17 protein-coding genes are annotated in these 22,621 nt (G+C 69.9%); 10 read left to right on the top strand and 7 right to left on the bottom strand.

Annotated features, from left to right (window positions below; all coding sequences use genetic code 11):
• The first annotated feature begins 376 nt into the window (after nucleotides 1-376).
• Nucleotides 377-1,636 (top strand): nucleotide sugar dehydrogenase, encoded by a 1,260-nt coding sequence (locus tag OIE13_RS07255; RefSeq protein WP_326641753.1) that lies wholly within the window; start codon nucleotides 377-379, stop codon nucleotides 1,634-1,636.
• 119 nt (nucleotides 1,637-1,755) lie between these two features.
• Here the strand turns inward: OIE13_RS07255 and OIE13_RS07260 are convergent, their stop codons facing one another.
• Nucleotides 1,756-2,139: a carboxymuconolactone decarboxylase family protein gene (locus OIE13_RS07260; RefSeq protein WP_326641752.1), complete on the bottom strand. Its 384-nt coding sequence runs from the start codon at nucleotides 2,137-2,139 to the stop codon at nucleotides 1,756-1,758.
• A 770-nt stretch (nucleotides 2,140-2,909) separates the two neighbouring features.
• Between OIE13_RS07260 and OIE13_RS07265 the strand changes: the two genes are divergently transcribed.
• Together OIE13_RS07265 and OIE13_RS07270 are read left to right on the top strand one after the other, a co-directional pair.
• A complete protein-coding gene (locus OIE13_RS07265) occupies nucleotides 2,910-3,566 on the top strand; it encodes a hypothetical protein (RefSeq protein WP_326641750.1) in 657 nt (218 codons plus the stop codon).
• 14 nt (nucleotides 3,567-3,580) lie between these two features.
• Entirely contained in the window at nucleotides 3,581-6,502 is a 2,922-nt protein-coding gene (locus OIE13_RS07270) for an AAA family ATPase (protein ID WP_326641748.1), read from the top strand.
• Nucleotides 6,503-6,599: 97 nt separating this feature from the next.
• On the opposite strand, the gene OIE13_RS07275 is transcribed toward OIE13_RS07270, so the two are convergent.
• Together OIE13_RS07275 and OIE13_RS07280 are read right to left on the bottom strand one after the other, a co-directional pair.
• Nucleotides 6,600-6,830 (bottom strand): DUF397 domain-containing protein, encoded by a 231-nt coding sequence (locus tag OIE13_RS07275; protein ID WP_030922935.1) that lies wholly within the window; start codon nucleotides 6,828-6,830, stop codon nucleotides 6,600-6,602.
• Between the two features lie 33 nt (nucleotides 6,831-6,863).
• Nucleotides 6,864-7,688 carry a helix-turn-helix domain-containing protein gene (locus OIE13_RS07280; RefSeq protein WP_326829774.1) on the bottom strand — a complete coding sequence of 275 codons (825 nt, stop codon included), beginning with the start codon at nucleotides 7,686-7,688 and terminating at the stop codon, nucleotides 6,864-6,866.
• 192 nt (nucleotides 7,689-7,880) lie between these two features.
• Between OIE13_RS07280 and OIE13_RS07285 the strand changes: the two genes are divergently transcribed.
• Entirely contained in the window at nucleotides 7,881-8,288 is a 408-nt protein-coding gene (locus OIE13_RS07285) for an ATP-binding protein (protein WP_326829775.1), read from the top strand.
• 119 nt (nucleotides 8,289-8,407) lie between these two features.
• On the top strand, nucleotides 8,408-10,237 hold the full coding sequence (locus tag OIE13_RS07290; protein ID WP_326641741.1) for a M14 family zinc carboxypeptidase: 1,830 nt from the start codon (nucleotides 8,408-8,410) through the stop codon (nucleotides 10,235-10,237).
• A 77-nt stretch (nucleotides 10,238-10,314) separates the two neighbouring features.
• On the opposite strand, the gene OIE13_RS07295 is transcribed toward OIE13_RS07290, so the two are convergent.
• The 3 genes from OIE13_RS07295 to OIE13_RS07305 form a co-directional block, all read right to left on the bottom strand.
• Nucleotides 10,315-11,079, bottom strand: coding sequence for a class I SAM-dependent methyltransferase (locus OIE13_RS07295; RefSeq protein ID WP_326829776.1), 765 nt, complete (start codon nucleotides 11,077-11,079; stop codon nucleotides 10,315-10,317).
• A gap of 30 nt (nucleotides 11,080-11,109) precedes the next feature.
• On the bottom strand, nucleotides 11,110-12,645 hold the full coding sequence (locus OIE13_RS07300) for an aldehyde dehydrogenase family protein (RefSeq protein WP_326641738.1): 1,536 nt from the start codon (nucleotides 12,643-12,645) through the stop codon (nucleotides 11,110-11,112).
• Between the two features lie 162 nt (nucleotides 12,646-12,807).
• On the bottom strand, nucleotides 12,808-13,239 hold the full coding sequence (locus OIE13_RS07305; RefSeq protein WP_326641736.1) for a cupin domain-containing protein: 432 nt from the start codon (nucleotides 13,237-13,239) through the stop codon (nucleotides 12,808-12,810).
• Nucleotides 13,240-13,439: 200 nt separating this feature from the next.
• On the opposite strand from OIE13_RS07305, the gene OIE13_RS07310 reads away from it, so the two are divergent.
• From OIE13_RS07310 to OIE13_RS07330, 5 genes are all read left to right on the top strand, one after another.
• Nucleotides 13,440-14,816, top strand: a complete 1,377-nt coding sequence (locus OIE13_RS07310) for an SWIM zinc finger family protein (protein ID WP_326641734.1) — start codon at nucleotides 13,440-13,442, stop codon at nucleotides 14,814-14,816.
• Entirely contained in the window at nucleotides 14,813-16,228 is a 1,416-nt protein-coding gene (locus OIE13_RS07315; RefSeq protein WP_326641732.1) for a DUF5691 domain-containing protein, read from the top strand. The genes OIE13_RS07310 and OIE13_RS07315 overlap by 4 nt, the downstream gene beginning before the upstream one ends.
• Nucleotides 16,225-17,292: an ATP-binding protein gene (locus OIE13_RS07320; protein WP_326641730.1), complete on the top strand. Its 1,068-nt coding sequence runs from the start codon at nucleotides 16,225-16,227 to the stop codon at nucleotides 17,290-17,292. The genes OIE13_RS07315 and OIE13_RS07320 overlap by 4 nt, the downstream gene beginning before the upstream one ends.
• A gap of 72 nt (nucleotides 17,293-17,364) precedes the next feature.
• Complete coding sequence (locus OIE13_RS07325) at nucleotides 17,365-19,884, top strand: DUF5682 family protein (RefSeq protein ID WP_326641728.1); 2,520 nt, start codon at nucleotides 17,365-17,367, stop codon at nucleotides 19,882-19,884.
• A complete protein-coding gene (locus OIE13_RS07330) occupies nucleotides 19,877-21,028 on the top strand; it encodes a VWA domain-containing protein (RefSeq protein WP_326641726.1) in 1,152 nt (383 codons plus the stop codon). Before OIE13_RS07325 ends, OIE13_RS07330 begins: the two co-directional genes overlap by 8 nt.
• A gap of 250 nt (nucleotides 21,029-21,278) precedes the next feature.
• Here the strand turns inward: OIE13_RS07330 and nhaA are convergent, their stop codons facing one another.
• The gene (gene nhaA, locus OIE13_RS07335; protein WP_326641724.1) at nucleotides 21,279-22,589 is read right to left on the bottom strand and encodes a Na+/H+ antiporter NhaA; all 1,311 of its coding nucleotides are present in this window, start codon (nucleotides 22,587-22,589) and stop codon (nucleotides 21,279-21,281) included.
• Nucleotides 22,590-22,621 lie beyond the last annotated feature (32 nt).

Genomic DNA, 22,621 nt, shown 5'->3' on the forward strand with positions numbered 1-22,621 from the left:
ATATCTCGATATGCGGCTGATAGAAAATTTACTCGGCAGTACTTCCTGATATTACTTATTTTTCGGTACTAAATTGATCTCTGTGCTGTTCGGGGGGATGGAGAGATGAGGTGGGGAGGAGCGGCGGAAGCCCGTCTGACCGCCCGTCGATCGGTTGCTGCATATACATAAAATATATAAATATGTATTTAAAGTTATTGAGTGGTTATTTAGGACTTTAATCCTGCTTTCAATGGCGGGATCGGTCTCGTTCGCGTGCCTGAATGACTCCGGGCATTGGGCGACACGCCCGGAGAGCGACAAGATGGGCGGTGCGGGAAAGCAAGACTCCTACAGTCGAGGTCGTATCTCATCTCGAATCGACGGGGGTTCTGCCGTGAGAGAGAAACTGGTTGTGATCGGCCAGGGTTATGTCGGTCTGCCTCTCGCGATGCGGGCCGTCGAGGCGGGGTTCGACGTGGTGGGCATCGACGTCGACGACCGGAAGGTCAAACGGCTCGATGCCGCCGAGTCCTACGTCGAGGACATCGGGGACGAGACGCTGGCCGCGGCCCACCGCTCCGGCCGCTACCTGGCCGCCACCGACTACGCCGCCGCCGAGGGGTTCGACGTCTGCGTGATAACCGTGCCGACGCCGCTGCGCGAAGGCGTTCCCGACCTGAGCCACATCGGCGAGGCGGGGGAGTCGCTGGCCCCGCTGCTGCGGCGCGGCGCCACAGTGGTGCTGGAGTCCACCACCTATCCGGGAACCACCCGGGAGTACCTGCTGCCACTGCTGGAGGAGGGCTCCGGGCTGCACGCGCCGGAGGACTTCCACCTCGGCTACAGTCCCGAGCGGATCGACCCGGGCAACACGCGCTGGCGCCTGGAGAACACGCCGAAGGTGGTCTCCGGCGTCGACGAGGCGTCCCTGGAGAGGATCCGGGCGTTCTACGCGAGGATCGTGGGCGAGGTCGTCCCGGTCTCCTCGCCGCAGGTGGCCGAGTTGTGCAAGCTCCTGGAGAACACCTTCAGGCATGTCAACATCGCCCTGATGAACGAGTTGTCGATCTTCGCGAGGCAACTCGACATCGACGTCTGGGAGGCCGTCGACGCCGCCTCCACCAAACCGTTCGGCTACCTGCGCTTCACTCCCGGGCCCGGTGTCGGCGGGCACTGCCTGCCGATCGACCCGTCGTACCTGTCGTGGAAGGTCAAGCGCAGCCTGGGGCACAACTTCCGGTTCGTGGAGCTGGCCAACGACATCAACGACCACATGCCCGACCATGTCGTGCACCGGCTGGTTCTCGCGCTGAACCAGCTGCGCAAGCCGGTCAACGGCAGCCGGGTGCTCGCGCTCGGCCTCGCGTACAAGAAGAACACCGGTGACTGCCGCGAGTCACCGGCGATCGACGTGGTCAGGGGCCTGCGCAAGCTGGGCGCGGACGTGCGGGCCGCCGACCCGCACGTGGACTGCTTCCTGCTGCCGCAGGACATCGAGGTTGTCGCGTTCTCGGAACGGGAGCTGGCGGCGGCGGACGCGGTGGTGGTTCTCAGCGACCACGACTGCTTCGACTACGAGCTCGTCCAACGGGCGAGCGCCTTCGTCCTCGACACCCGCAACCGCTGCCGCGGGTCCAACGTCGAGAGGCTGTGACCCACCTCGCCCCGCCGCGCGCCTTCCTCGGGACGGCGCGTCGGCGGCGCGGGGAATCCCGGTCCCCCAACGGGCCGAGAGGAGGTCGACGACGGTGGCCCCGCCGGACTCCGCGGGGGCTAGGACTTCATGACGCGGGCGATCAGCTCCTCGACCTGGCCGTTGAGCTTGGCTCCCCGGGGCCACCCGGCGTAGTGGGTGAGGAAGATGACGATCTCGCGCAGTTCGTCGGGGGTGAGGTCGCCGGTCCTCAGCGCCGCGTCCAACTGGAGCCCGACCTCGTCGTCCATGCCCTGCCCGACGAGCAGGCCGACCAGCAGCAGCCGCCGGTCGCGGGTCGAGATCCCCTCCCTGGACCACACCTCGGCGAACAGGTGCTCGACGGTCATCCCGAAGAAGTCGCCCGGCCCGTCCCCGACGTGATCCCAGCCGTAGACCTGTTTCATGATCTCCAATCCGCGGGTCCGGCGGTCAGGAGCGGTGTCATCCGCGTGATCGCTCATGGGGCACTCCGAGTCCGTCGGCCAGCTGTTCCAGGGCGAGGGCGGCCAGGGGGTATTCACCCCTCTGGCCGGTGCCGGTTCCAGCGCGAGGGAGAGATCTTTCTCCCTCAGAGTCCTACCATGTAGCAATATGTCGTACCAGGGATCGTCCGGCGTTACAGGTCCCGTCGTCTTCCGCAACATGATCGCTCCCGGACCGCCGGTGCGATCCCTGTCCCTCGCGTCTCCGGCCCGGCCCGATTCGGTCCGGGGGCGGCGCCGTTCAGCACCATCGGGTCTTCGAGGTCGGACCCCGCCGGCACACCACGGAGAAAGACGACATTGACCAGGGCCGCCGCCCGTTGCGGTGAATGTGGGAAGAGCATCCCGTTTCCATAATTGTATCGCTCCATACCCTAGAAAATCCCTATAGAAGCATGTATGGGCGGCGAAGGGATAAAAGGGGCATCGCTTTGAGTGGATTCCCTTGGGGGTTCCCGCCGCGGGCCGAGGCGGAGGGGACGCCCGTCTGCCTCCGGTCTGCGGCGGAGGCGGAGGCGGAGGCGGAGGCGGAGGCGGAGGCGGAGGGTTCAATGATGTGGTGAGGCCAACGGCGGAGATTTGTAACAAGTGAAGTCGGGTTCCCGGCAAGATTTGGTCAAGATTCCTAAGGAGAATGGGTCGAGACAGGAGAGAGGCGCTTAAAAAACGGGCACAACCACCTCGTTAACCCGTAAAGCGGAGGTACAGCCCTGGTGAGAAGATCGAGGGCCGGGTTCGCCTTGGTTGCCGTGGCGGTTGGTTCCGCCATGGCCGGCGGGCTCACGGGATGTGCACGTGCGGAGTTCACCTACGTCCGCCACGACGACGGGCAGACATACTTCAAGGTTCCGGCGGCCTGGCAGAAGGTCGACCAGACGGCGCTGGACAAGGCGACCATCGGAGCCGACCTCGAATCGGCCACCGCGCAGCTGCGCAAACAGCTCATCTGGTCGACCGCCTACGACGCCCACAGCAAGCCGTCTCCAGATCACCTGCTCGGCTACGGCACCGAGGACGAACCATTCGTCTTCGCCCGGATCGCCAAGCTCCTCCCCGAGGAGCAGGACGCGCTCTCCCTGAACAGCATGCGCAACTCCGTCCTGCCCGTCACCGAGACGGTGCGCAAGGAGTACGCGGAGATCCCCGGCTACCCGCTGAGGAACTTCGAGCTTCTCGCCGACGAGGTGCTTCAGCCCGGAGACGGCCTGCGCGGGGTGCACGTGCGGTTCAACTACGCGATCGAGGGCGCCGGGACGGAGACCTTCGACCTCACCTCCTATCTGGCCCCGGACGGCAAGCAGATCTCCACCCTGCTGATCCGCTGCTCGGCCGCCTGTTACCGGAAGCGCGCCGGGGAATTCGACAGGATCGCGCAATCTTTCAAGGTCAAACGACTCGCCGGGTGAGGAGAAGCCCGTACATGAAGTCACCTCCGCCGCCCCCCACCTTCGAAGGACTGCGGGCCCCCGGCTCAGGTCCGACGGACCCGCATCCCGACAAACGCAAGAAGATGCCGTTCTGGGACCGGATCAAATTCCTCCTCATCCTGACAATCATCTACTTCATCCTGGTATGGAGCGAGATGGCCTCATTCGAGGGCATCATGACGTTCCAGGATGCGATGATCACCACCGCTGTCGCGGCGCCGTGGATCTTCTGGTTCCTGGGGGCCGAGTTCCTGCGCCAGCTCCACTTCTTCGTCAGCGAGCGCTCCGCCGGATACAACCGGTTCTGGACGCGCGGTGTGTTCGGCGGCTTCGAGAGCTGGACCCACCGCCGCTTCTCCGACTGGAACCGCTTCAGGATGGCGCGTGCCATCAAGTGGCTGTTCTGGATCGCGGTGCTCGCCCTCATCCTGGGCGAGGTGCTGGACACCTCTCCCGCGCTCGCGCTGTTCCAGGCGCCCGCGTTGCTCTGGCAGGCGCTGCCGTACGTGGCACAGCTCGCCTTCGCGTTCTTCTTCATCGCCTTCCAGTTCATCGGCCTGTTCTGGCTGCTGTCGCGGGGCGGTGTGGAGACCTACTTCCCCGACGACATCAAGACCCGCTTCACCGACGTCTGGGGACAGGACCACGTCGTCGAGCGGGTCAAGGAGAACATCGTCTTCCTGGAGCGGCCGGACGCGATCGAGGAGCGCGGTGGCTACGTGCCCAGCGGCCTGCTGCTGTGGGGCCCGCCGGGCACCGGCAAGACCCTGATGGCCGAGGCCGTGGCGGGGGAGACCGGCAAGCCGTACGTGTTCGTCGACCCCGGCGCGTTCGTCAACATGTTCATGGGCATCGGCATCCTGAAGGTGAAGTCGCTGTTCAGGAAGCTCCGCAAGCTGTCGCTGCGGTATGGGGGCGTGATCGTCTTCTTCGACGAGGCCGACTCCCTCGGACGGCGTGGCTCGCTGGCGCAGCAGGGGCCCAGGGGTGGCCCCGGATTCTCCCCGCACGCCGCAGGATGCCATGGATTCGGCTACCTCAGCGAGGACACCCGCTGGTTGCTGACCCGCAACGGCGCGGCGGAACAGCAGGAGCCGGACACCGGCCGCAGCCGCTTCATGATGGGCGGTATGGGCGGCGGAGGCGGCGACCCGGGCACGCTGCAGGCGCTGCTCACCGAGCTGTCGGGCCTGAAGAAGCCGCGAGGCATCGTCAACCGGCACGTGCGAAGGCTCTTCGGCATGCGGCCAAAGCCGCCGCCGAAGTACCGGATCCTGGTCATGATGGCCACCAACATGCCCAACTCGCTGGACGAGGCGCTGCTGCGGCCGGGCCGTATCGACCGCATCTACAAGGTGGGCTACCCGTCGAAGGCGGGCCGGGTCCGCACCTACCGGGGCTACTTCGACAAGGTCGACCACGAGCTGACCGACGAGCAGCTGGACAAGCTGGCGACGATCACGCCCTACGCCACCGGTGCCACGATCAAGGACCTGGTGAACGAGTCGTTGATCACCGCGATCCGTGACGGCCGGGAGATCATCACCTGGTCGGACGTGACCAGGGCCAAACGGCTCAAGCAGCTCGGGCCGCCCGAGGACGTGGAGTACATCGAGCGCGAACGGCACGCGGTCGCCGTGCACGAGGCATGCCACGCCGTGGCGGCCTACCGCACCCGCTACCACCTCGAGATCGACATCGCCACGATCGAGAAGGGCGCCGACTATCTCGGCATGGTCGCGAGCATCAAGCCCGAGGACCAGTTCACCCGCTGGAAGTCCGAGCACGAGGCCGACATCATGGTCTCGCTCGCCTCGCTGGCGGGGGAGCGGATGTTCTTCGGCGAGGACAACTCCTCCGGCGTCTCGGGTGACCTGTTCTCCGCGACGTACCTCACCGCGCTGATGGAGGCGCACTGGGGCATGGGGCGTGGGGTGACCTCGGTGCCCGCGCTGCAGGAGTTGGAGATCATGGGGGGCAAGTCGATGCCCAAGCCCGGTGGCGGGGGCATCGGTTTCACCAAGGCGCCGGGCGGCGGGCAGCCGCCGGCCCCCGACGTGCTGGGTGAGCGCATCGAGTTCAACCTGGTGCGCCTGCTGGAGAGGACCGAGGAACTGCTGCGGGAGCACCGGAGAGACGTCCTGTGCCTGGCCCACGCGCTGGAGACGCACAAGACGCTCAACGGTGAGGACGTGGTCGCGATCCTGGAGCGGAGGCAGGGGCCGCTGGTCGACGGCTCGGTCTATCTCTCGGACGACTTCTACACCGAGATCGAGGAGTATCACCTGGAGGCGGCGCGGGCGCATCGCGAGCACAGCCACGTGTCACGCACCCTTCCCGTCCCGACGGTCCTGCTCCGGCTCGAACCCGCCGCCGCGGTCGTCCAGGGGGCGGTGCTCACGGGCAACGGCCACGGCTCCATAATGTCGGCCGCGCCGGCCTCGGCGGTCATGGCCGAGCCGGACTTCGTACCGTGGGGTGACGACGGTCCGGTGCCCAGGCCGTCACCGCCACCGCCTGTGCCGTTTCCACCACCGCCTCCACCGCCCGTCGTCCCCGCGCCGCGCGGTGGGCGGCTGAGGGTGGTGCTCCTGGTCGCGGCCGGCCTGGCGGCGCTGGCGGCCTTCACGCTGCTGGGCGTCTACACGCTCAACGGCGGGACGCTCGCGACGGGCGGGGCGGGTTCGCCGGAGACCGGCATGTTCACGGTGGTGTTCGTCGCCGCAGTGGCCGCGATCGTGGGAGCGGGCATCGTCGCCGCGGTCACCCGGGGATCACAGGCCGCCAGGGCCAGGGCGGAAGCCCAGCGTGACAGTGCCGTGGAACGGGCACAGTTGCTCGCCGCGGCGATGGACCCCGAGGTCGCCATGCGGGTCCTCGGCTACAAGGGCACCGATGAGCGGCCTTTACGCTGACGGCTTCGAACACGCACAGCCCGCCGGGCCGAGGCCGCGGGCGGGCTGTGCGGTCGGAAGGTTCCGGGGGAACCGGTGAGGTTCCCCCGGAGGTCCGTCAGTCGAACTCGCCGTCCTTCACACCGCCGACGAAGGCGTCCCATTCGCTCCGGGTGAACGCCAGAGCCGGGCCGCCCGGGTCCTTGGAGTCGCGGACGAGGTAAAGCCGATCGGCGTCGGCCTTGTGCCGGGCAACGGCCGGATCACCGGGGACGACCGCCACCTCCACACAGTCGCCTCCGTTGGTGCTGCGACCGCTCTTACGCCACTCGGCGTCGGACAGATCCATCGTGGACCCTCGCACTTTTTCTTCCTTCTACGGCTAGGGGGTGGAAAACCTTCTCGCCATCTGGGCGATGAAAGCCGCCGAATCCTCCTGGCCGAGTGCCATCTCGCAGAGGCTCTCGAACATGGAGGCGTATCGGCTGACCTGCTCCGGGTCGTCCGGCACGAGCCCGCTCGCGGCCTGCTCCAGATAGAGCAGGTCGGGAACCTCGGGCTCGGGGAAGCTGAGCAGGCAGAACTTGCCGTCCATCGCCGCGTGCGCTCCCGCGGAGAACGGGGCGACCCGGATCTCCACGTTGGGCAGCGCACCGAGGTGGACGAGATGCTCCAACTGCTCCGACATGACGTCGCGCCCGCCGATCCGACGCCGGATCACTGCTTCGTCGAGCACCGCGACAAGGTGGATCGGGTCACCGGGTCCGTGCAGCAACCGCTGGCGCGAGATGCGCACGGAGACCGTCTCCTCGACCTGGGAGGGGGTCTGGACAATGGAGGTCGCCTCGATCACCGCGCGTGCGTACGGTTCGGTCTGCATCAGGCCGGGGACGACGAGCGGCTCGTACGAGCGCACGAGCGACGCCTCCGCCTCAAGCCCGATGTAGGAGTCGAAGCCCGGTTTGAGGGCTTGGCGGTGGGGGTGCCACCAGCCTCGCCGCCGGGCCTCCACGGCCATCTGGATCAGGGATTCACGTGCCTCCCCGGTCACGCCGTACACATCGGTGAGGGCCGACACGTCCGAGGGGCGGGGACGGGTCAGGCCCGTCTCGTATCTCCAGACGGTGGTGTCGGTGGAGCCGATCCGCTCGGCCACCTCCACCCGTGTCAGCCCGCTGTCCTTTCGCAGACGGTTCAGTTCAGCCATCAGGCGGCGATGACGGGCCGTGGGGCTGCGTCGAGAAGCCACGCATCTACCTCCCTCCGTCCTTTGATAGGAAATCTGTGGAATCTCAACATGAGGTATTGCAGTCCTTGATAGAACAGTTCACCGTGAGTGAGTGTGCCATCTCAGAGGGCGATGTGCATGGAATATGCGTGTCGGGGAGTGAGGTCAACCATGACGACCGGACGGCAGGCCGTCTCACCTCGATCCACCGTGACCCTCAAGGGGGTTCCGGAATCGGTGTCCATGGCGCGGAGCCGGGTCAGGGAACTTCTGGGCGAGGGGCACCCCGCGTCCGACGACGTCATTCTCCTGGTGAGCGAGGTGGTGACCAACTCGGTGCTCCACTCGGGTTCCGGAGGGGGCGGAGAGGTCGCGATGACCGTGGCGGTGGGGTCGGCCGCGGTGCTGGTCGAGGTCTGTGACGCCGGGTCCGGCGCGTCGATGCCGCACGTGCGCAACGACCCCGAGGCGGAGGGCGGCCGAGGCATGTTCCTGGTGGACCTGCTCGCCGACAACTGGGGCATTCAGGACGACGTTCCCGAGGGCGCCAGGACGCTCTGGTTCGAGGTCGTCTTCTGATCTCGGCGCGGAAATCACGCGGCTCCTGAAATTTGGGCCTTTGCTAATCAACATCCCTGTCTGACTCTCAGTGGAGGCACGCGACAAACCCCTAGAGCGCGTGTCTGAGGAGGACGCAGGTGAGACGCCGTCTGATCGTGGTGTTCGCCGCCCTGGCGCTGTTATGTCTCGGTGTGACCGGGGCGGGAGCCTCGGCCGAGCCGCCACCGAACAGCCAGTACAAGGTCCAGGGGCCGAGCACCTCTCAGCAGCGAAGCGCGATCGCGGCCACCGGTGCCGCGATCGACCAGGTCGATCCTGACTCGGTCGTGGTCACCGCCAGCGAGGCCGAGGTCGCCGAGATCAAGAAACTCGGCCACACCGTTACGAAGATCCCCAAGTCCTTATCCCAGACCGGACCCGAACAGCGTTCGGACTTCCCCTCCGCCGACTCCGGCTACCACAACTACGCCGAGATGACCGCCGCGGTGAACCAGATCGTCGCCGACCACCCGGCGATCGCCCGCAAGATCAGCTACGGCACCTCGTACGAGGGACGCGACCTGATCGCCATCAAGATCAGCGACAACGTCAACGTCGACGAGGACGAACCCGAGGTGCTGTTCACCCACCACCAGCACGCTCGCGAGCACCTGACCGTCGAAATGGCGATCTACCTGCTCAACCTGCTCACCGATGGTTACACCACCGACGGTCGGATCGCCAACCTGGTCAACGGCCGTGAGATCTGGATCATGCCGGACCTCAACCCCGACGGCGGCGAGTACGACATCGCCAACGGTTCCTACCGCTCCTGGCGTAAGAACCGGCAACCCAACTCCGGCTCGTCGTCCGTGGGCACGGACATGAACCGCAACTGGGGCTACAACTGGGGCTGCTGCGGAGGCTCCTCCGGCTCCACCTCCAGCGAGACCTACCGGGGTTCCGCGGCCGAGTCGGCTCCCGAGGTCAGGGCGGTGTCCAACTGGGTCCGCAGCAGGGTCGTCGGCGGGGTGCAGCAGGTCAAGGCGCACATCGACTGGCACACCTACGGCGAGCTGATCCTGTGGCCGTACGGCTACACCTACAACGACACCGGCCCCGGCCTGACCCAGGACGACCGCGACGCCCACGCGACGCTGGGCCAGAACATGGCCACCACCAACAACTACACCCCCCAGCAGGCCAGCGACCTCTACATCACCGACGGCACGATCGACGACTGGCTGTGGGGCGTCCACAAGATCTTCAGCTACACCTTCGAGATGTATCCGGCATCCTCCTCGCCGGGCTTCTACCCTCCCGACGAGCAGATCGTCCCGCAGACCACCCGTAACCGCGAAGCCGTGCTCCGCTTCCTGGAGTACTCCGACTGCGTCTACCGCATCATCGGCAAGGAGTCGCAGTACTGCGGCACCGGCACCCCGCCGGTGACCGTCTACTCCGACACCTTCGAGACGGCGACCGGCTGGACGGCCAACCCCTCGGGCACCGACACCGCCACCTCGGGCCAGTGGGAGCGCGGCGTCCCGCAGGCCACCACCTCCAGCGGCGCCAAGCAGCTCGGCACCACGGTCAGCGGCACCAACGACCTGGTCACCGGCCGCCTCGCCGGCACCGCGGCGGGTGACCACGACATCGACGGAGGCGTCACCGCCATCCAGTCACCGGCCATCACCCTGCCGTCGACCGGGACGCTGAACCTGTCGCTGTCGTGGTACCTGGCGCACGGTTCCAACTCCTCCACCGCCGACTTCCTGCGCGTCAAGGTCGTCGGCTCCACCACCACCCAGGTGTTCCAGCAACTCGGCGCGGCCTCCAACCGCAACGGGGCCTGGGCGGTCGCCACGGCCAACCTCTCCGCCTTCGCGGGCCAGACGGTCCGCATCCTGATCGAGGCCTCCGACGCCTCGACCGCATCCCTGGTCGAGGCCGGCATCGACAACGTCAAGATCACTCAGCAGCCCTGACCAATTCTCGGGGCGCCCTCGCCGGGGCGCCCCGAGACCTGCTCCGCGAGAACCTCGCGGCAAGGTTCCGGCGCCGGTCAGACGCGGCAGATCAGCTCGCCGTGGAGCAGCGACAGCCAGCCGTCCCGCTCCCCGGCCCAGGCGCGCCAGCCCTCGGAGAGGCGGCGCAGGTCCCCCTCGGTGGCGCCGCCCGAGGCGAGGGCCAGGCGGGCCATGTCGGACTTCAGAACCCGCTCGGCCCACATGCCACCCCACCATGCTCGGTCCTCGGGCGTGGCGAAGCACCAGGTCGATGAGGTGGCCGAGACGTCGGTGAATCCCGCCGTGTGCGCCCACGACAGCAGTCGCCGCCCGGCGTCGGGCTCGCCGCCGCACGCCCTCGCCACCCTGCGGTAGAGGTCCAGCCACTCGTCCAGTTCGGGTATCTCGGGAAACCAGGTGAACGCGGCGTAGTCGCTGTCGCGCACCGCGACGATCCCACCCGGCCTGCAGACCCGCCGCATCTCGCGCAGCGCCAGTACGGGGTCGCCGACGTGCTGAAGTACCTGGTGGGCGTGGACGACGTCGAAGGTGTCGTCGGGAAAGGGCAGCGCGTGCGCGTCCGCCACGGAGAACCCGATGTCGGAGCGCCCGCGCCGCCTCGCCTCCGCGCGGGCCAGTCCGAGCGCCTCCTCGCCCGCCGACCCCCGGCCGCGTCGCCGTATGCCGCAGCCGGCCCTGCTGTACTCCCTCATCGCGGTCGCGTTCCTGCTCTTCACGGGCTTCGCGCTCTTCGCACACGTGCTGCCCCACCACTGAACCCGCCGCCACAGGGCACCGGTGACCGTCTGGACCCCCGCCACCGTGGCGGGGGTCCAGACGGTTCCCGGGCGTCAGAGGCGGAAGTCCAGGTCGGGGACGATTTCGGCGACGTCCATCTGGGCCTTCTGGAGCCTGCCCGAGTAGTCCCAGTTCATCGCCTGCCAGCGGGTGAACTGGTCGAGGACCCACATCCCCGACTGGCGGCTGCCGTTGCCGGACCTGCCGTTGCCGCCGAAAGGCAGGTGGGCCTCCGCACCGGAGGTGGAGTTGTTGACGCTGACCATGCCCGCGCCGATGCCGGCGCGGAAGTGGAACGCCGACCTCGGGTCGGTGGTGTAGATGGAGGAGGAGAGCCCGTAGCCGGGAAGGTTGGCCAGGTCGACGGCCTCCTCCAGGGTGGCGAAGGGGGTCACGCCGACGACGGGGCCGAAGGTCTCCTCCAGGAAGAGCCGGTCGTCGGGGCGGACGCCGTCCACGATGACCGGATGGTAGTAGAGGCCGCCCTCACCGGTGAAGTCGGCGCGCGGGTTGTCCGGGGTGATGCGGCCGGTGAGACCGGAGACGACGGTGTGGTGCGGCTGGATCCAGCCCAGGTACTCCTCGTAGCGCGAGGCGAACCTCTCATCGAGCAGCGGGCCGCAGAGCACATCCCCGGCGGGGTCGCCGATCGCCGCCTCTGCCACGGCGCGCGTGTACCGGCGGAGGAACTCCTCATGGACGCTCTCGTGCACGATCACCGTGCCGAGTGACGTGCAACGCTGCCCGGCGGTGCCGAAGCCCGCGAACAGCGCGCCCTCCACGGCCAGGTCCAGGTCGGCGTCCGGCATGACCACCATCGGGTTCTTGCCGCCCAGCTCCAGGCAGGGAGACTGCAGGTGGCGCCCGCACAGCTCGCCGACGGCGCGGCCCACCTCGGTGGATCCGGTGAACCCGACCTTGTGCACCGTGCCCTCGGCCAGCGCCGCCTCCAGGCCCTCGAACGTCGCGGCGCCGTCGGCGAGGACCAGGTTCAGCACGCCGTCGGGCAGCCCGGCCGCCGCGAACAGCCGGTAGAGCGCGTGCGCGGAGGCGGCCGCGTACTCGGCGGGCTTCCACACCACCGCGTTGCCGCACAGCAGCGCCGGGACCAGGTACCACGACGGCACCGCGACCGGGAAGTTTCCCGCCGTGATCACCGCGGCCACCCCCACAGGGACCCGGAAGGTGAACAGGTTCTTGTCCGGCATCTCCGAGGGGACCGTCTGCCCGTACAGCCGCCTGCCCTCGCCGAGGAAGAAGTCACAGGTGTCGACGATCTCGCGTACCTCGCCCAGCGCCTCGGCGTACGGTTTGCCGATCTCGCGGGTGACCAGGCGGGCCAGTTCCTCGGCATTGGCCTCCACCAGCCGGCCGATCGAGGCGATCACCCGCCCCCGGACGGGCGCGGGAACCCGCGACCACTCCCGCTGGGCCGCGGTGGCCGTGCGGCACGCGGAGGAGAACGTGCTCGCGTCCGCCAGCCGGACCCGCGCGACCACCTCGTCCAGGCGAGCCGGGTTGACCGACTCGTAGGCCGTGCCGTTGGACGCTTCTTTTCCGCCGATGACGGAGACGATCTCGCTGGTCACCTTCGACCTCCCGGTGTGGACTTGTGACCGTATTCTTCCCGTGCGAAGCGAAGCCGTCACATCGGGCGGAAGGTCGTCACAGCATCGTCAGCCACACCGTCGTCACGCCGCTCGTCGCGTTGTCCGTCGCGTTGTCCGTCATGCCGCTCGTCGCGTTGTCCGTCAAAGCATGCGGAAGTCGGCGAAGTCGAAACCGGGGGACACGACGCAGCTCACCAGTACGCCCTCGTCGCCGGCGGGACGGGCGGCCTGCCAGGTGCCGCCGGGTATTACCGCCTGCGGGACCTGCCCCTCCTCCACCAGCGGACCCAGGGTCACGGAGTGGGAGGGCTGGCCCTCGTGGCCGCCGAGGATCAGTGTCAACGGGCCGCCCCGGTGCCAGAACCACACCTCGTCGGAGGCGACCACATGCGGGCGTGACTCCTGGCCGGGCTCCAGCAGGAAGTAGATGCCTGTCGCGGTGGCCCGCGCTCCGGCGTACCCGGGCGGGGTGAGGTCGACGGAGGTCCTCCAGGTCTCGCGGAACCAGCCGCCCTCGGGGTGCGGCAGCAGATCCAGGGTCTCGGCGAGCGGAGGACGGGAAGGGATGGTCATGGCGAAGATTCTAGGGACTCCGGTTCCGCCGGACGGGCCGTGCGACCGGTGTGCGGGGAGGATTACGCGGCGGCTTGGAGTCGCCTTCCGGGTACTCCGGTGCGATGCGGGGGAATCGGTGCGGGAGTCATCGGAGGGGATGGTGATGGGCTGCGCTAGATCGGTCCGGATTTGTCGGGGGGGTTGGCTAGGTTCGGTCCGTGATCGAACGGTGGAATCGGGATCAGGTGCTGGCGCTCGCGCCCGACGCCTCGTCCCAGAAAGCGGCGGGGACGATTTCCTCCCCCGGAAAGTGGTCGGGGGCCGGAGTCACCGCCGACGCGGTGTGGGGCGAGTGCGCGGGCAGCGGCTCCAAGCCCTACCGGGCCTGCGTCGACCTGTCCGAGCCCGCTTACCGGTGCAGCTGCCCCAGCAGGAAGTTCCCGTGCAAACACGCTCTCGGCCTGCTGCTCCTGTGGTCGGCCAACGGTGTCCCCGCCGCGGAGGAGGTCGCCGACTGGGTGGGTGAGTGGCTCGACGGGCGGCGCGACCGCGCGGCCAGGGCGGCGGAGGCGGGGGCGACCCGCGCCGCCAGGTCCGGCGAGGCGGGTCCCGCCGACAGCCGCAGGGCCGCGCTGCGCGAGCAACGCGTGGCCGCCGGTCTGTCGGATCTGGAGCGCTGGCTCGCCGACCAGATCAGGCAGGGCCTCGCCGGGTCACGGCGCCACGACCAGTGGGACGACCTGGTCAAGCGCCTGATCGACGCCCAGGCGCCCGCCGTCGCGGGGTCGCTGTCGCGCCTCAACACCGTGCTGGACGGCGATGACTGGCCCGCCCGCCTGCTCAGCGAGTACGCGCTGCTGCACCTGCTCTGCGTGGCCCACCGCAGTCTCTCGGCTCCGGCCGACGGTGGGGTCGACGGTGGGGTCGGCGACGGCTCAGGGAATGTGCCGGAAGTCGCGCCCGCGGGGCTTCTGGAAAGGGTGCGCGACCGGGTCGGTTTCTCGGTGACGAAGGAGGAGGTGCTCGCGGGGGAGCCCGTCCGCGACCTGTGGGACGTGCTGGGACGGCGCGACGAGGAGCACGACCGGCTGATCGCGCGCCGGGTCTGGCTGCGCGGGCGCCGGACGGGCAGGGCGGCGCTGGTGCTCTCGTTCGCGCCGGTCGGACAGGCCCTCGACGCCTCGCTCGTCACCGGCACGACCGTGGACGCCGACCTGGCGTTCTATCCAGGCTCGACTCCGCTGCGCGCGGTGGTCGCCGCCCGCTACGACACCGCCCATGATGCCGCCCCAAGCGGTCCGCCGCCCGGCCTGACCATCGAGCGGGCACTGGACGAGGTGGCCGAGGCTCTGGCGGGTGACCCCTGGCTCGACTCCTGGCCGCTCGTGCTGGAGGGGGTGACCCCCGCGGGGAGTGGTTCGCGGCTCCTAGCCGGCCCTTCCGGCGGGCTGCCGCTCCAGGAGTCCGTGGGAACCCCGTGGCGGCTGGTCGCCACCTCGGGCGGTCACCCGCTGACCGTCGCCGCCGAATGGACCCCGAGGGGCCTGCGTCCCCTCACGACCTGGGATGAGGAAGGCCGGGTGATCACCCTGTGAACGCCTCCGCCGACTGGGAGGAACTGGTGTCCACCGCGCTCGTCGGGACCGACCGGCGCCCGCTGCCGGGGGAGGGAGCGAGCGAGGTCGAGCTGCTCGGGCACGCGGCCGTGCACACCCTGCGGATGCGCGCGGGACGGCGGCCGATCGCCCCGGGCGAGCCGCCGGCCCTCGCGGCGCCCGAGGAGCGGCCCGAGGTCTCGCGCGCCGCGGGCGACAGGCTCGCCCGCGTTCTCGGTGGTGAGCAGCCGAGACTGCTCACCGAGTGGCTGGAGACCGCGGCCGGGCGTGGATACCGCCTCTCGCCCCACCTGCTGCCCGAGCTCCTCGACCACGCGGCCAGGGACAGGTCGATCCGCCCGTACCTCGGTGTCCTGGCGGGAAACCGGGGGCGCTGGCTGGCGGGGCTGAACCCGGCGTGGGGCTTCCTGCTGGAGGAGGTCACGGGAGTGGCCGCGACCGGCTCCGAGCCGACCTCGCAGGTCTGGGAATTCGGCACCTCGGGTGACCGTCGCGTCCACCTGGGCGAGCTGCGGACGGCCGATCCGACGAGGGCCAGGGAACTGCTCGCCGCCACCTGGGAGAAGGAGGGCCCCGACGACAGGGCGGCGTTCCTGGAGGCTCTCAGCGCCGGGCTGTCGCCGGAGGACGAGCCGTTCCTGGAGTCCGCGCTCGACGACCGCCGCCGAGAGGTCCGCCACCAGGCGGCCGACCTGCTCACCCGGCTCCCCGGATCGCGCCTGGCCCTGCGCATGGCAGAGCGCGTCGCCCGGTACGTCACCGTCGCCGGCGGTGAGATCCACGTCGACCCGCCGGTGGCCTGCGACAGCACCATGGAACGCGACGGCATCCGGGCGAAGGCACCCCGGGGGACCGGCGAGCGGGGCTGGTGGCTGCAGCAGGCCGTGGCCCGCACACCGCTCGAAGTCTGGCCCCGGCTGCTCGGCCGGCCGCCCCGGGAGCTGGTCCGCATGAAGATCGTTGACTGGAGCCGCGAGGTCATGGCCGGTTGGGTCAGGGCCGCCGTTCTCCAGGGTGACCCGGAGTGGGCGCTGGAGCTGTTCGCCTGGGATCCGATCGCCGACCTGCTGGCCGCGCTGCCCCGTGACAGACAGGAGAGCGTCGCGGCCGACTTCGTACGGCGGCACGGCCTGGACGGCCAACTGATCATGGTTCTCGGCGGGGCCGCGGCCCCCTGGGGGCCGGCCCTGGCCACGGCGGTCCTCCAGAAGATCATCGAGGTGTCCGGCACCCAGCCGTGGAACCTCGGCGAGCTGACCAAGCTCGCCGGTGAACGCATCGATCCGGCACTGCACGACATGGCCGGGCGGCTCTCGCTGGAGCCGTCCATCCAGGAGGTCGCCGCCCTCCTGCGTTTCCGCGACGACATGTTGAAGGAGCTCACACAGTGACAACGGTTCTGCGGGCCCACGCCGAAGACCAGTACGCCGAGGAACTGGCGGTCCTGGCCAAGGGCGACGACCGGATCCGTCCGCCGGGCTGGAAACTGTCGCCCTGGGCGGTGACCACCTACGTCCTCGGTGACGGCGACCAGATCACCCCCAAGTACATCGGGCCGCGGCGCATCGTCGAGGTGGCCGTGGCGACGCTCGCCACCGACCGCGCGCTGCTGCTGCTCGGCGTGCCGGGCACCGCCAAGACCTGGCTGTCGGAGCATCTGGCCGCCGCGATCAGCGGTGACTCCACACTCCTCGTGCAGGGAACGGCGGGCACCGCGGAGGAGGCCATCCGCTACGGCTGGAACTACGCCAGGCTGCTGGCCGAGGGCCCGTCCATGGAGGCGCTCACGCCGAGCCCGGTGATGCGGGCGATGGCCGAGGGGCGGCTGGCCCGCGTGGAGGAGCTGACCCGGATGCCCTCCGACGTCCAGGACGCGCTGATCACCGTGCTGTCGGAGAAGACGCTGCCGATTCCCGAGCTCAACCGGGAGGTGCAGGCCGAGCGAGGTTTCAATATCATCGCCACCGCCAACGACCGTGACCGCGGCGTCAACGACCTGTCGAGCGCACTGCGCCGCCGGTTCAACACGGTCGTGTTGCCGGTGCCGGCCACCGCAGAGGAGGAGGTGGACATCGTCTCCCGCAGGGTCGGCCAGCTCGGCCGCTCCCTGGAGCTGCCCGAGACCCTCACCGGGCTGGAGGAGATCCGCCGCGTCGTCACGGTCTTCCGGGAACTGCGCACCGGTGTCACCGAGGACGGCCGCACCAAGGTCAAATCCCCCAGCGGCACGCTCAGCACCGCCGAGGCCATCTCCGTCCTCACCAACGGCATCGCGCTGGCCGCGCACTTCGGCGACGGGGTGCTCCGCCCCTCCGACGTGGCCGCGGGCATCGCCGGTGCGGTGATCCAGGACCCGGTCTCCGACCGCGTCGTCTGGCGCGAGTATCTGGAGACCGTGGTGCGCGAGCGTCAGGACTGGCGCGACTTCTACCGGGCCTGCCGTGACGCGGGCTGAGGCGGTGACCTCGGAGAGGGGGCCGCTTCCGACGGCCGGTGAGGCGGCTTCCTCACCGGGCGGGGGGCAACGGTGAGCGTCTCCGTGCTGGGGGTTCGGCACCACGGTCCCGGGTCGGCGCGGTCCCTGTGCGACGAGCTCGACCGCCTCAAGCCGGACATCGTGCTCATCGAGGGCCCGCCCGAGGCGGACGAACTGGTCGAGCTGGCCCGTGACCCCGGCCTTCAGCCGCCGGTGGCGCTCCTCGCCCACGTGCCGGGCGAGCCGTCCACTGCCGCGTTCTGGCCGTTCGCGGTGTTCTCCCCCGAGTGGCAGGCACTCCGCCACGCCGTCGGGGCGGGCATCCCGGTCCGCTTCTGCGACCTGCCGGCCGCGCACAGCCTCGCCTCCCGCCCTGACACGACCGGTGACGCCGAACCACAGCGGGGGAAGGATCCGGACGAAGCCGGGGCGCGCGCACCGGATACGGAGGCTCCAGACCTCCGTGCTGAAACGGCGCATGACGGCGAAAAGGGTGATGTCACTCCGGAGGTCGTACGGATCGATCCGATCGGGGCCCTCGCCCGCGCCGCCGGATACGACGACCCGGAGCGGTGGTGGGAGGACGCCGTCGAGCACCGCGGCGACACCCCGTTCCACATGATCGCCGAGGCCGTGGAGGCGGTCCGCGAGGGACATGTCGCCGACGAGTACGAGGCGCGGCGCGAAGCCTTCATGCGGCGCACGATCCGCAGAGCGGTCAGGGACGGGTTCGAGCGGATCGCCGTGGTCTGCGGGGCCTGGCACGTCCCCGCGCTGGCGGGCACGGCGCGTGAGGGAGCGCCCTGGGGAGCCGGGCTGCCCACCGCGAAGGCCGACGACGCGCTGCTCAGAGGGCTGCCCAAGGTCAGGGCCGAGATCACCTGGGTGCCGTGGACGTACGGGCGGCTGGCCTCCTGGAGCGGGTACGGCGCGGGTGTGACCTCCCCCGGCTGGTACCACCACCTGTTCGCCTCCCCCGACCGTCCCGTCGAGCGGTGGCTGACCGGGGCGGCCGGGGTGCTCAGGGAGGAGGACCTGCCGGTCTCCTCCGCCCACGTCATCGAGGCGGTCCGGCTCGCCGAAAGCCTGGCCGTGCTCAGGGGGCGGCCCCTGGCCGGGCTGGCGGAGGTCACCGAGGCGGTCAGGGCGGTGCTGTGCGAGGGCGACGACCTGCCGGTGGAGCTGATCCAGCGACGCATGGTCGTGGGGGAGCGGCTCGGCCAGGTGCCGGACACCACCCCGATGGTCCCCCTCCAGCGCCACCTGCGCGAGGAGCAGCGGCGGGTGAGGCTCAAGCCCGAGGCGCTCGACCGTGAGTACGACCTCGACCTGCGCAAACCCCTCGACCTGGAGCGCAGCAGGCTGCTGCACAGGCTCCGCCTGCTCGGCGTCGGCTGGGGCGCCCCCCAGGAGAGCCGGGGCAAGGGCACCTTCCGCGAGTCGTGGTCGCTCACCTGGCGGCCCGAGTTCGACATCGACCTGATCGAGGCGAGCGCCTGGGGCACGACCGTCCCTGCGGCGGCCGCCGCCCGCGTCCGCGACCTCGCCGACGGGGGAAGGGCGCTCGGCACGGCCACCCGGATCACGACACCCGGCGCGACGCCCGGGTCGGGGATACCCGGACCGGGAGGCGGCGGGCCGGGCGGGTCCGGCGCGATGTCCGGTGGCGGGGCGTCCGGCGGGGTCACGCTGGCCGGGCTCACCGGCCTGGTGGAGCGCTGCCTGCTCGCCGACCTGCCGGAGGCGCTGCCGCACGTGCTGGATGCCCTGTCGGCGCGGGCCGCGCTCGACGGCGACGTCACGCACCTGATGGCCGCGCTCCCGGCGATGGTCCGCGCCCAGCGCTACGGCGACGTGCGCGGCACCCCCGCCACCGGCCTGGCCACCATCGCCCTGGCCATGCTCACCAGGATCTGCGTCGGTCTCGGTGGCGCCGTCACCGGTCTCGACGACGACGCCGCCCGCGACCTGATCCGCCACATAGACGCCGTCCACGCCGCCGTCGCCCTGCTCGACGACGAGCCCGCCCGTCCGGTAGGAGGCTCTGCCGACTCAGGGGAGGAACCATCGCAGGGGCGGTGGCTGGTGGCGTTGCGCGGAGCCTCCGGCCGGAGCGACCTGCACGGGCTCATCGAGGGTCGGCTCACCAGGATCCTGCTGGACGCGGCCGACCTCGACACGGCCGAGGTGGGCCGGCGGATGTCACTGGCGATGTCGGCGGGGCACCCGCCGGCCAGGGCGGCGGCCTGGATCGAGGGGTTCCTTTCGGGGGGCGGGCTGCTGCTCGTACACGACTCCCGGCTGCTCGGGCTGGTCGACGAGTGGCTCATCGGACTCGCCCCGGAGACCTTCGTCGACGTGCTGCCCCTGCTCCGCAGGACGTTCGGCGCCTTCGCCGCCCCTGAGCGGCGCTCGATCGGCTCGCGCGTCCGCTCTCTCGGCGCAGGCACGGGCACCGGCGGCGGCGCAGGCCGGGCACCGGACGCGGAGGACTTCGACGAGGAACGCGCGGCGGCGGCCGTGCGGACCGTGCTGACGATTCTGGGAAGGACGGGGAGCATCGATGGATGAGCGGCTGCGCCGCTGGCGGATGGTCCTGGGCGGTGACGCCGACGGCACCGGGTGCTCGCTCGCCGGAACCGACGCCCAGATGGACGGGGCACTGGCAGCGCTGTACAACGGGGGCGAGGGCTCGGCCGAGCGGAGCGGTGGCCTGGGCGCCTCCGCACCCAGGGTGGCGCGCTGGCTGGGCGACATCCGATCCTATTTCCCCTCGACCGTCGTCCAGGTCATGCAGAAGGACGCCGTCGAGCGGTTGAACCTGACCCGGCTGCTGATGGAGCCGGAGATGCTGGAGGCCGTCGAGCCGGACGTCCACATGGTCGGCACCCTCCTGTCGCTCAACCGGGTGATGCCCGAGAAGGCGCGAGAGTCGGCCAGGGCGCTGGTCAGCAAGGTCGTCTCCGAGTTGGAGCGGCGGCTGGTGCAGAAGACGAAGGCCGCCGTGACCGGCGCTCTGGACCGCTCGGCCAGGACCCACCGGCCCAGGCGGGTCGCCGACATCGACTGGGACCGCACGATCCGCGCCAACCTGAGGAACTACCTGCCCGACCGCAACACCGTGGTCCCGTCCAGGCTGATCGGATACGGCAGGAGGCAGCGGGCGGTCCAGCGAGAGGTGGTGCTCTGCATCGACCAGAGCGGGTCGATGGCCGCCTCCGTCGTCTACTCGAGCGTCTTCGGCGCGGTGCTCGCCTCGATGCGCTCGCTGAAGACCTCGCTGGTCGTCTTCGACACGGCGGTCGTCGACCTCACCGACCAGCTCCACGATCCGGTCGAGCTGCTGTTCGGCACCCAGCTCGGCGGCGGCACCGACATCAACCGGGCCATCGCCTACGCCCAGGGCCTCATCACCCGCCCCAGCGACTCGATCTTCATCCTGATCAGCGACCTCTACGAGGGTGGCGTACGGCAGGAGATGCTCCGCAGGGTCGCCCAGATGACCGCGGCCGGCGTCCAGGTGATCGTGCTGCTCGCGCTCTCCGACGAGGGCGCGCCCTTCTACGACCACGAGAACGCCGCGGCGCTCGCGGCCATGGGGGTGCCCGCCTTCGCCTGCACCCCCGACGTCTTCCCCGACCTGATGGCCGCGGCGATCGAGCGCCGCGACATCGGCCAGTGGGCCGAGCGTCGGCTGGAGCACACCGCCACCTGATCCCGTCCTGGTGAGGGAGGCAAGGCCACGGGGGCCCACCCTCTCCAGGACGTCAGGGGCCGAATCCGGCCCCAGCGCGGCTCCTCGATCCGATGGCACCTGACACCCGCCGTTGTGCGGGCCGGTCAGGTGGCCGTCTCGGACGGCTCCCCGCCCGGTGGCCTCTCACGGGCGCGTCGAGCCGCGTCTCTTCTCCGTGGTCAGGACGGTTCTGCGGCCTCTCAGGAACGCTCCTGATCTCCGCGGTCTCTCAGGAACGCTCCTGATAGACGTCGGGGATGCCGTCGTGGTCGTGATCGACGGTTTCGGCCTCGTGGATGCGCCGGTAGGTGCGGTTGCGCAGGCGAAGGATCAGTGTCGCCGCCAGTGCCGCGATCAGGGAGCCGGTCAGGACCGCCACCTTGACGTGGGCGTCACGCTCGCTGCTAACACCGAAGGCCAGCTCCCCGATGAGCAGGGAGACGGTGAACCCGATACCGGCCAGGACGGCCAGCCCGGCCACATCCACCCAGGCCAGGCCCTCGTCCAGGTGGGCGTGTGTGAAGCGGGCCACCAGCCAGGTCGCGAGCATGATCCCGAGGGGCTTGCCGACCACGAGCCCGGCGACGACCCCCACCGCGACCGGGTCGCTCAGGGCGGTGGCCAGACCGCTCAGGCCGCCGAGGCCCACCCCGGCTGAGAGGAACGCGAACACCGGCACGGCCACCCCGGCGGAGAGCGGCCGCAGGCGGTGTTCGAAGTGCTCGGCCAGACCGGGACCGGCCTCCGGGCCACCGGCGCGCTCGCTGCGCAGGACCGGCACGGTGAAGGCCAGCAGCACGCCGGCGACGGTGGCGTGCACGCCCGAGGCGTGCATCAGCGCCCAGGTGGCGGCGGCCAGCGGCAGCAGCAGCCACCAGGCGCGTACCCGGCGCTGCACCAGCATGGCGAAGACCGCCAGCGGCACCAGCGCGCCCAGCAGCGGCAGCACCGACAGCTGCTCGGTGTAGAAGACGGCGATGATGACGATGGCCACCAGGTCGTCGACCACGGCCAGGGTGAGCAGGAAGGTACGCAGCGCCGTGGGGAGATACCGGCCGATGACCGCGAGCACGGCCAGGGCGAACGCGATGTCGGTGGCCGTCGGGATCGCCCAGCCCCTGGCAGCGCCGGCACCGCTGTCGAGGGTGAGCAGCAGGTACAGCACGGCCGGGACGATCACCCCGCCGAGTGCGGCCGCGACCGGCACCGCGGCCCGCCGCACCTGGCGCAGGTCGCCGGCGACGAACTCACGTTTCAGCTCCAGACCGGCCACGAAGAAGAAGATCGCCAGCAGCCCGTCGGCGGCCCAGGTTGCCAGGCTCAGATCCAGGTGCAGCGCCGCGGGGCCGACCTTGACCGCACGTAGCGCGTCATAGGCACCTGACCACGGGGAGTTCGCCCAGAGCATCGCCACCACCGCGCCGACCAGCAGCAGCGCCCCGCCGACGGTCTCCTTGCGGAGGATGTCGGCGACGCGGCGGGCCTCGGGCCACGAGCCCAGGCCGAGCAGGCGAGGCGTGCCAGGCGGGGTTCCGGTCATCAGTGCTCCATTTTCGGGGTCGGGTCAGCCAC

Origin of the sequence: Streptosporangium sp. NBC_01810 (assembly GCF_035917355.1) — a bacterium.
GTDB lineage: Bacteria > Actinomycetota > Actinomycetes > Streptosporangiales > Streptosporangiaceae > Streptosporangium.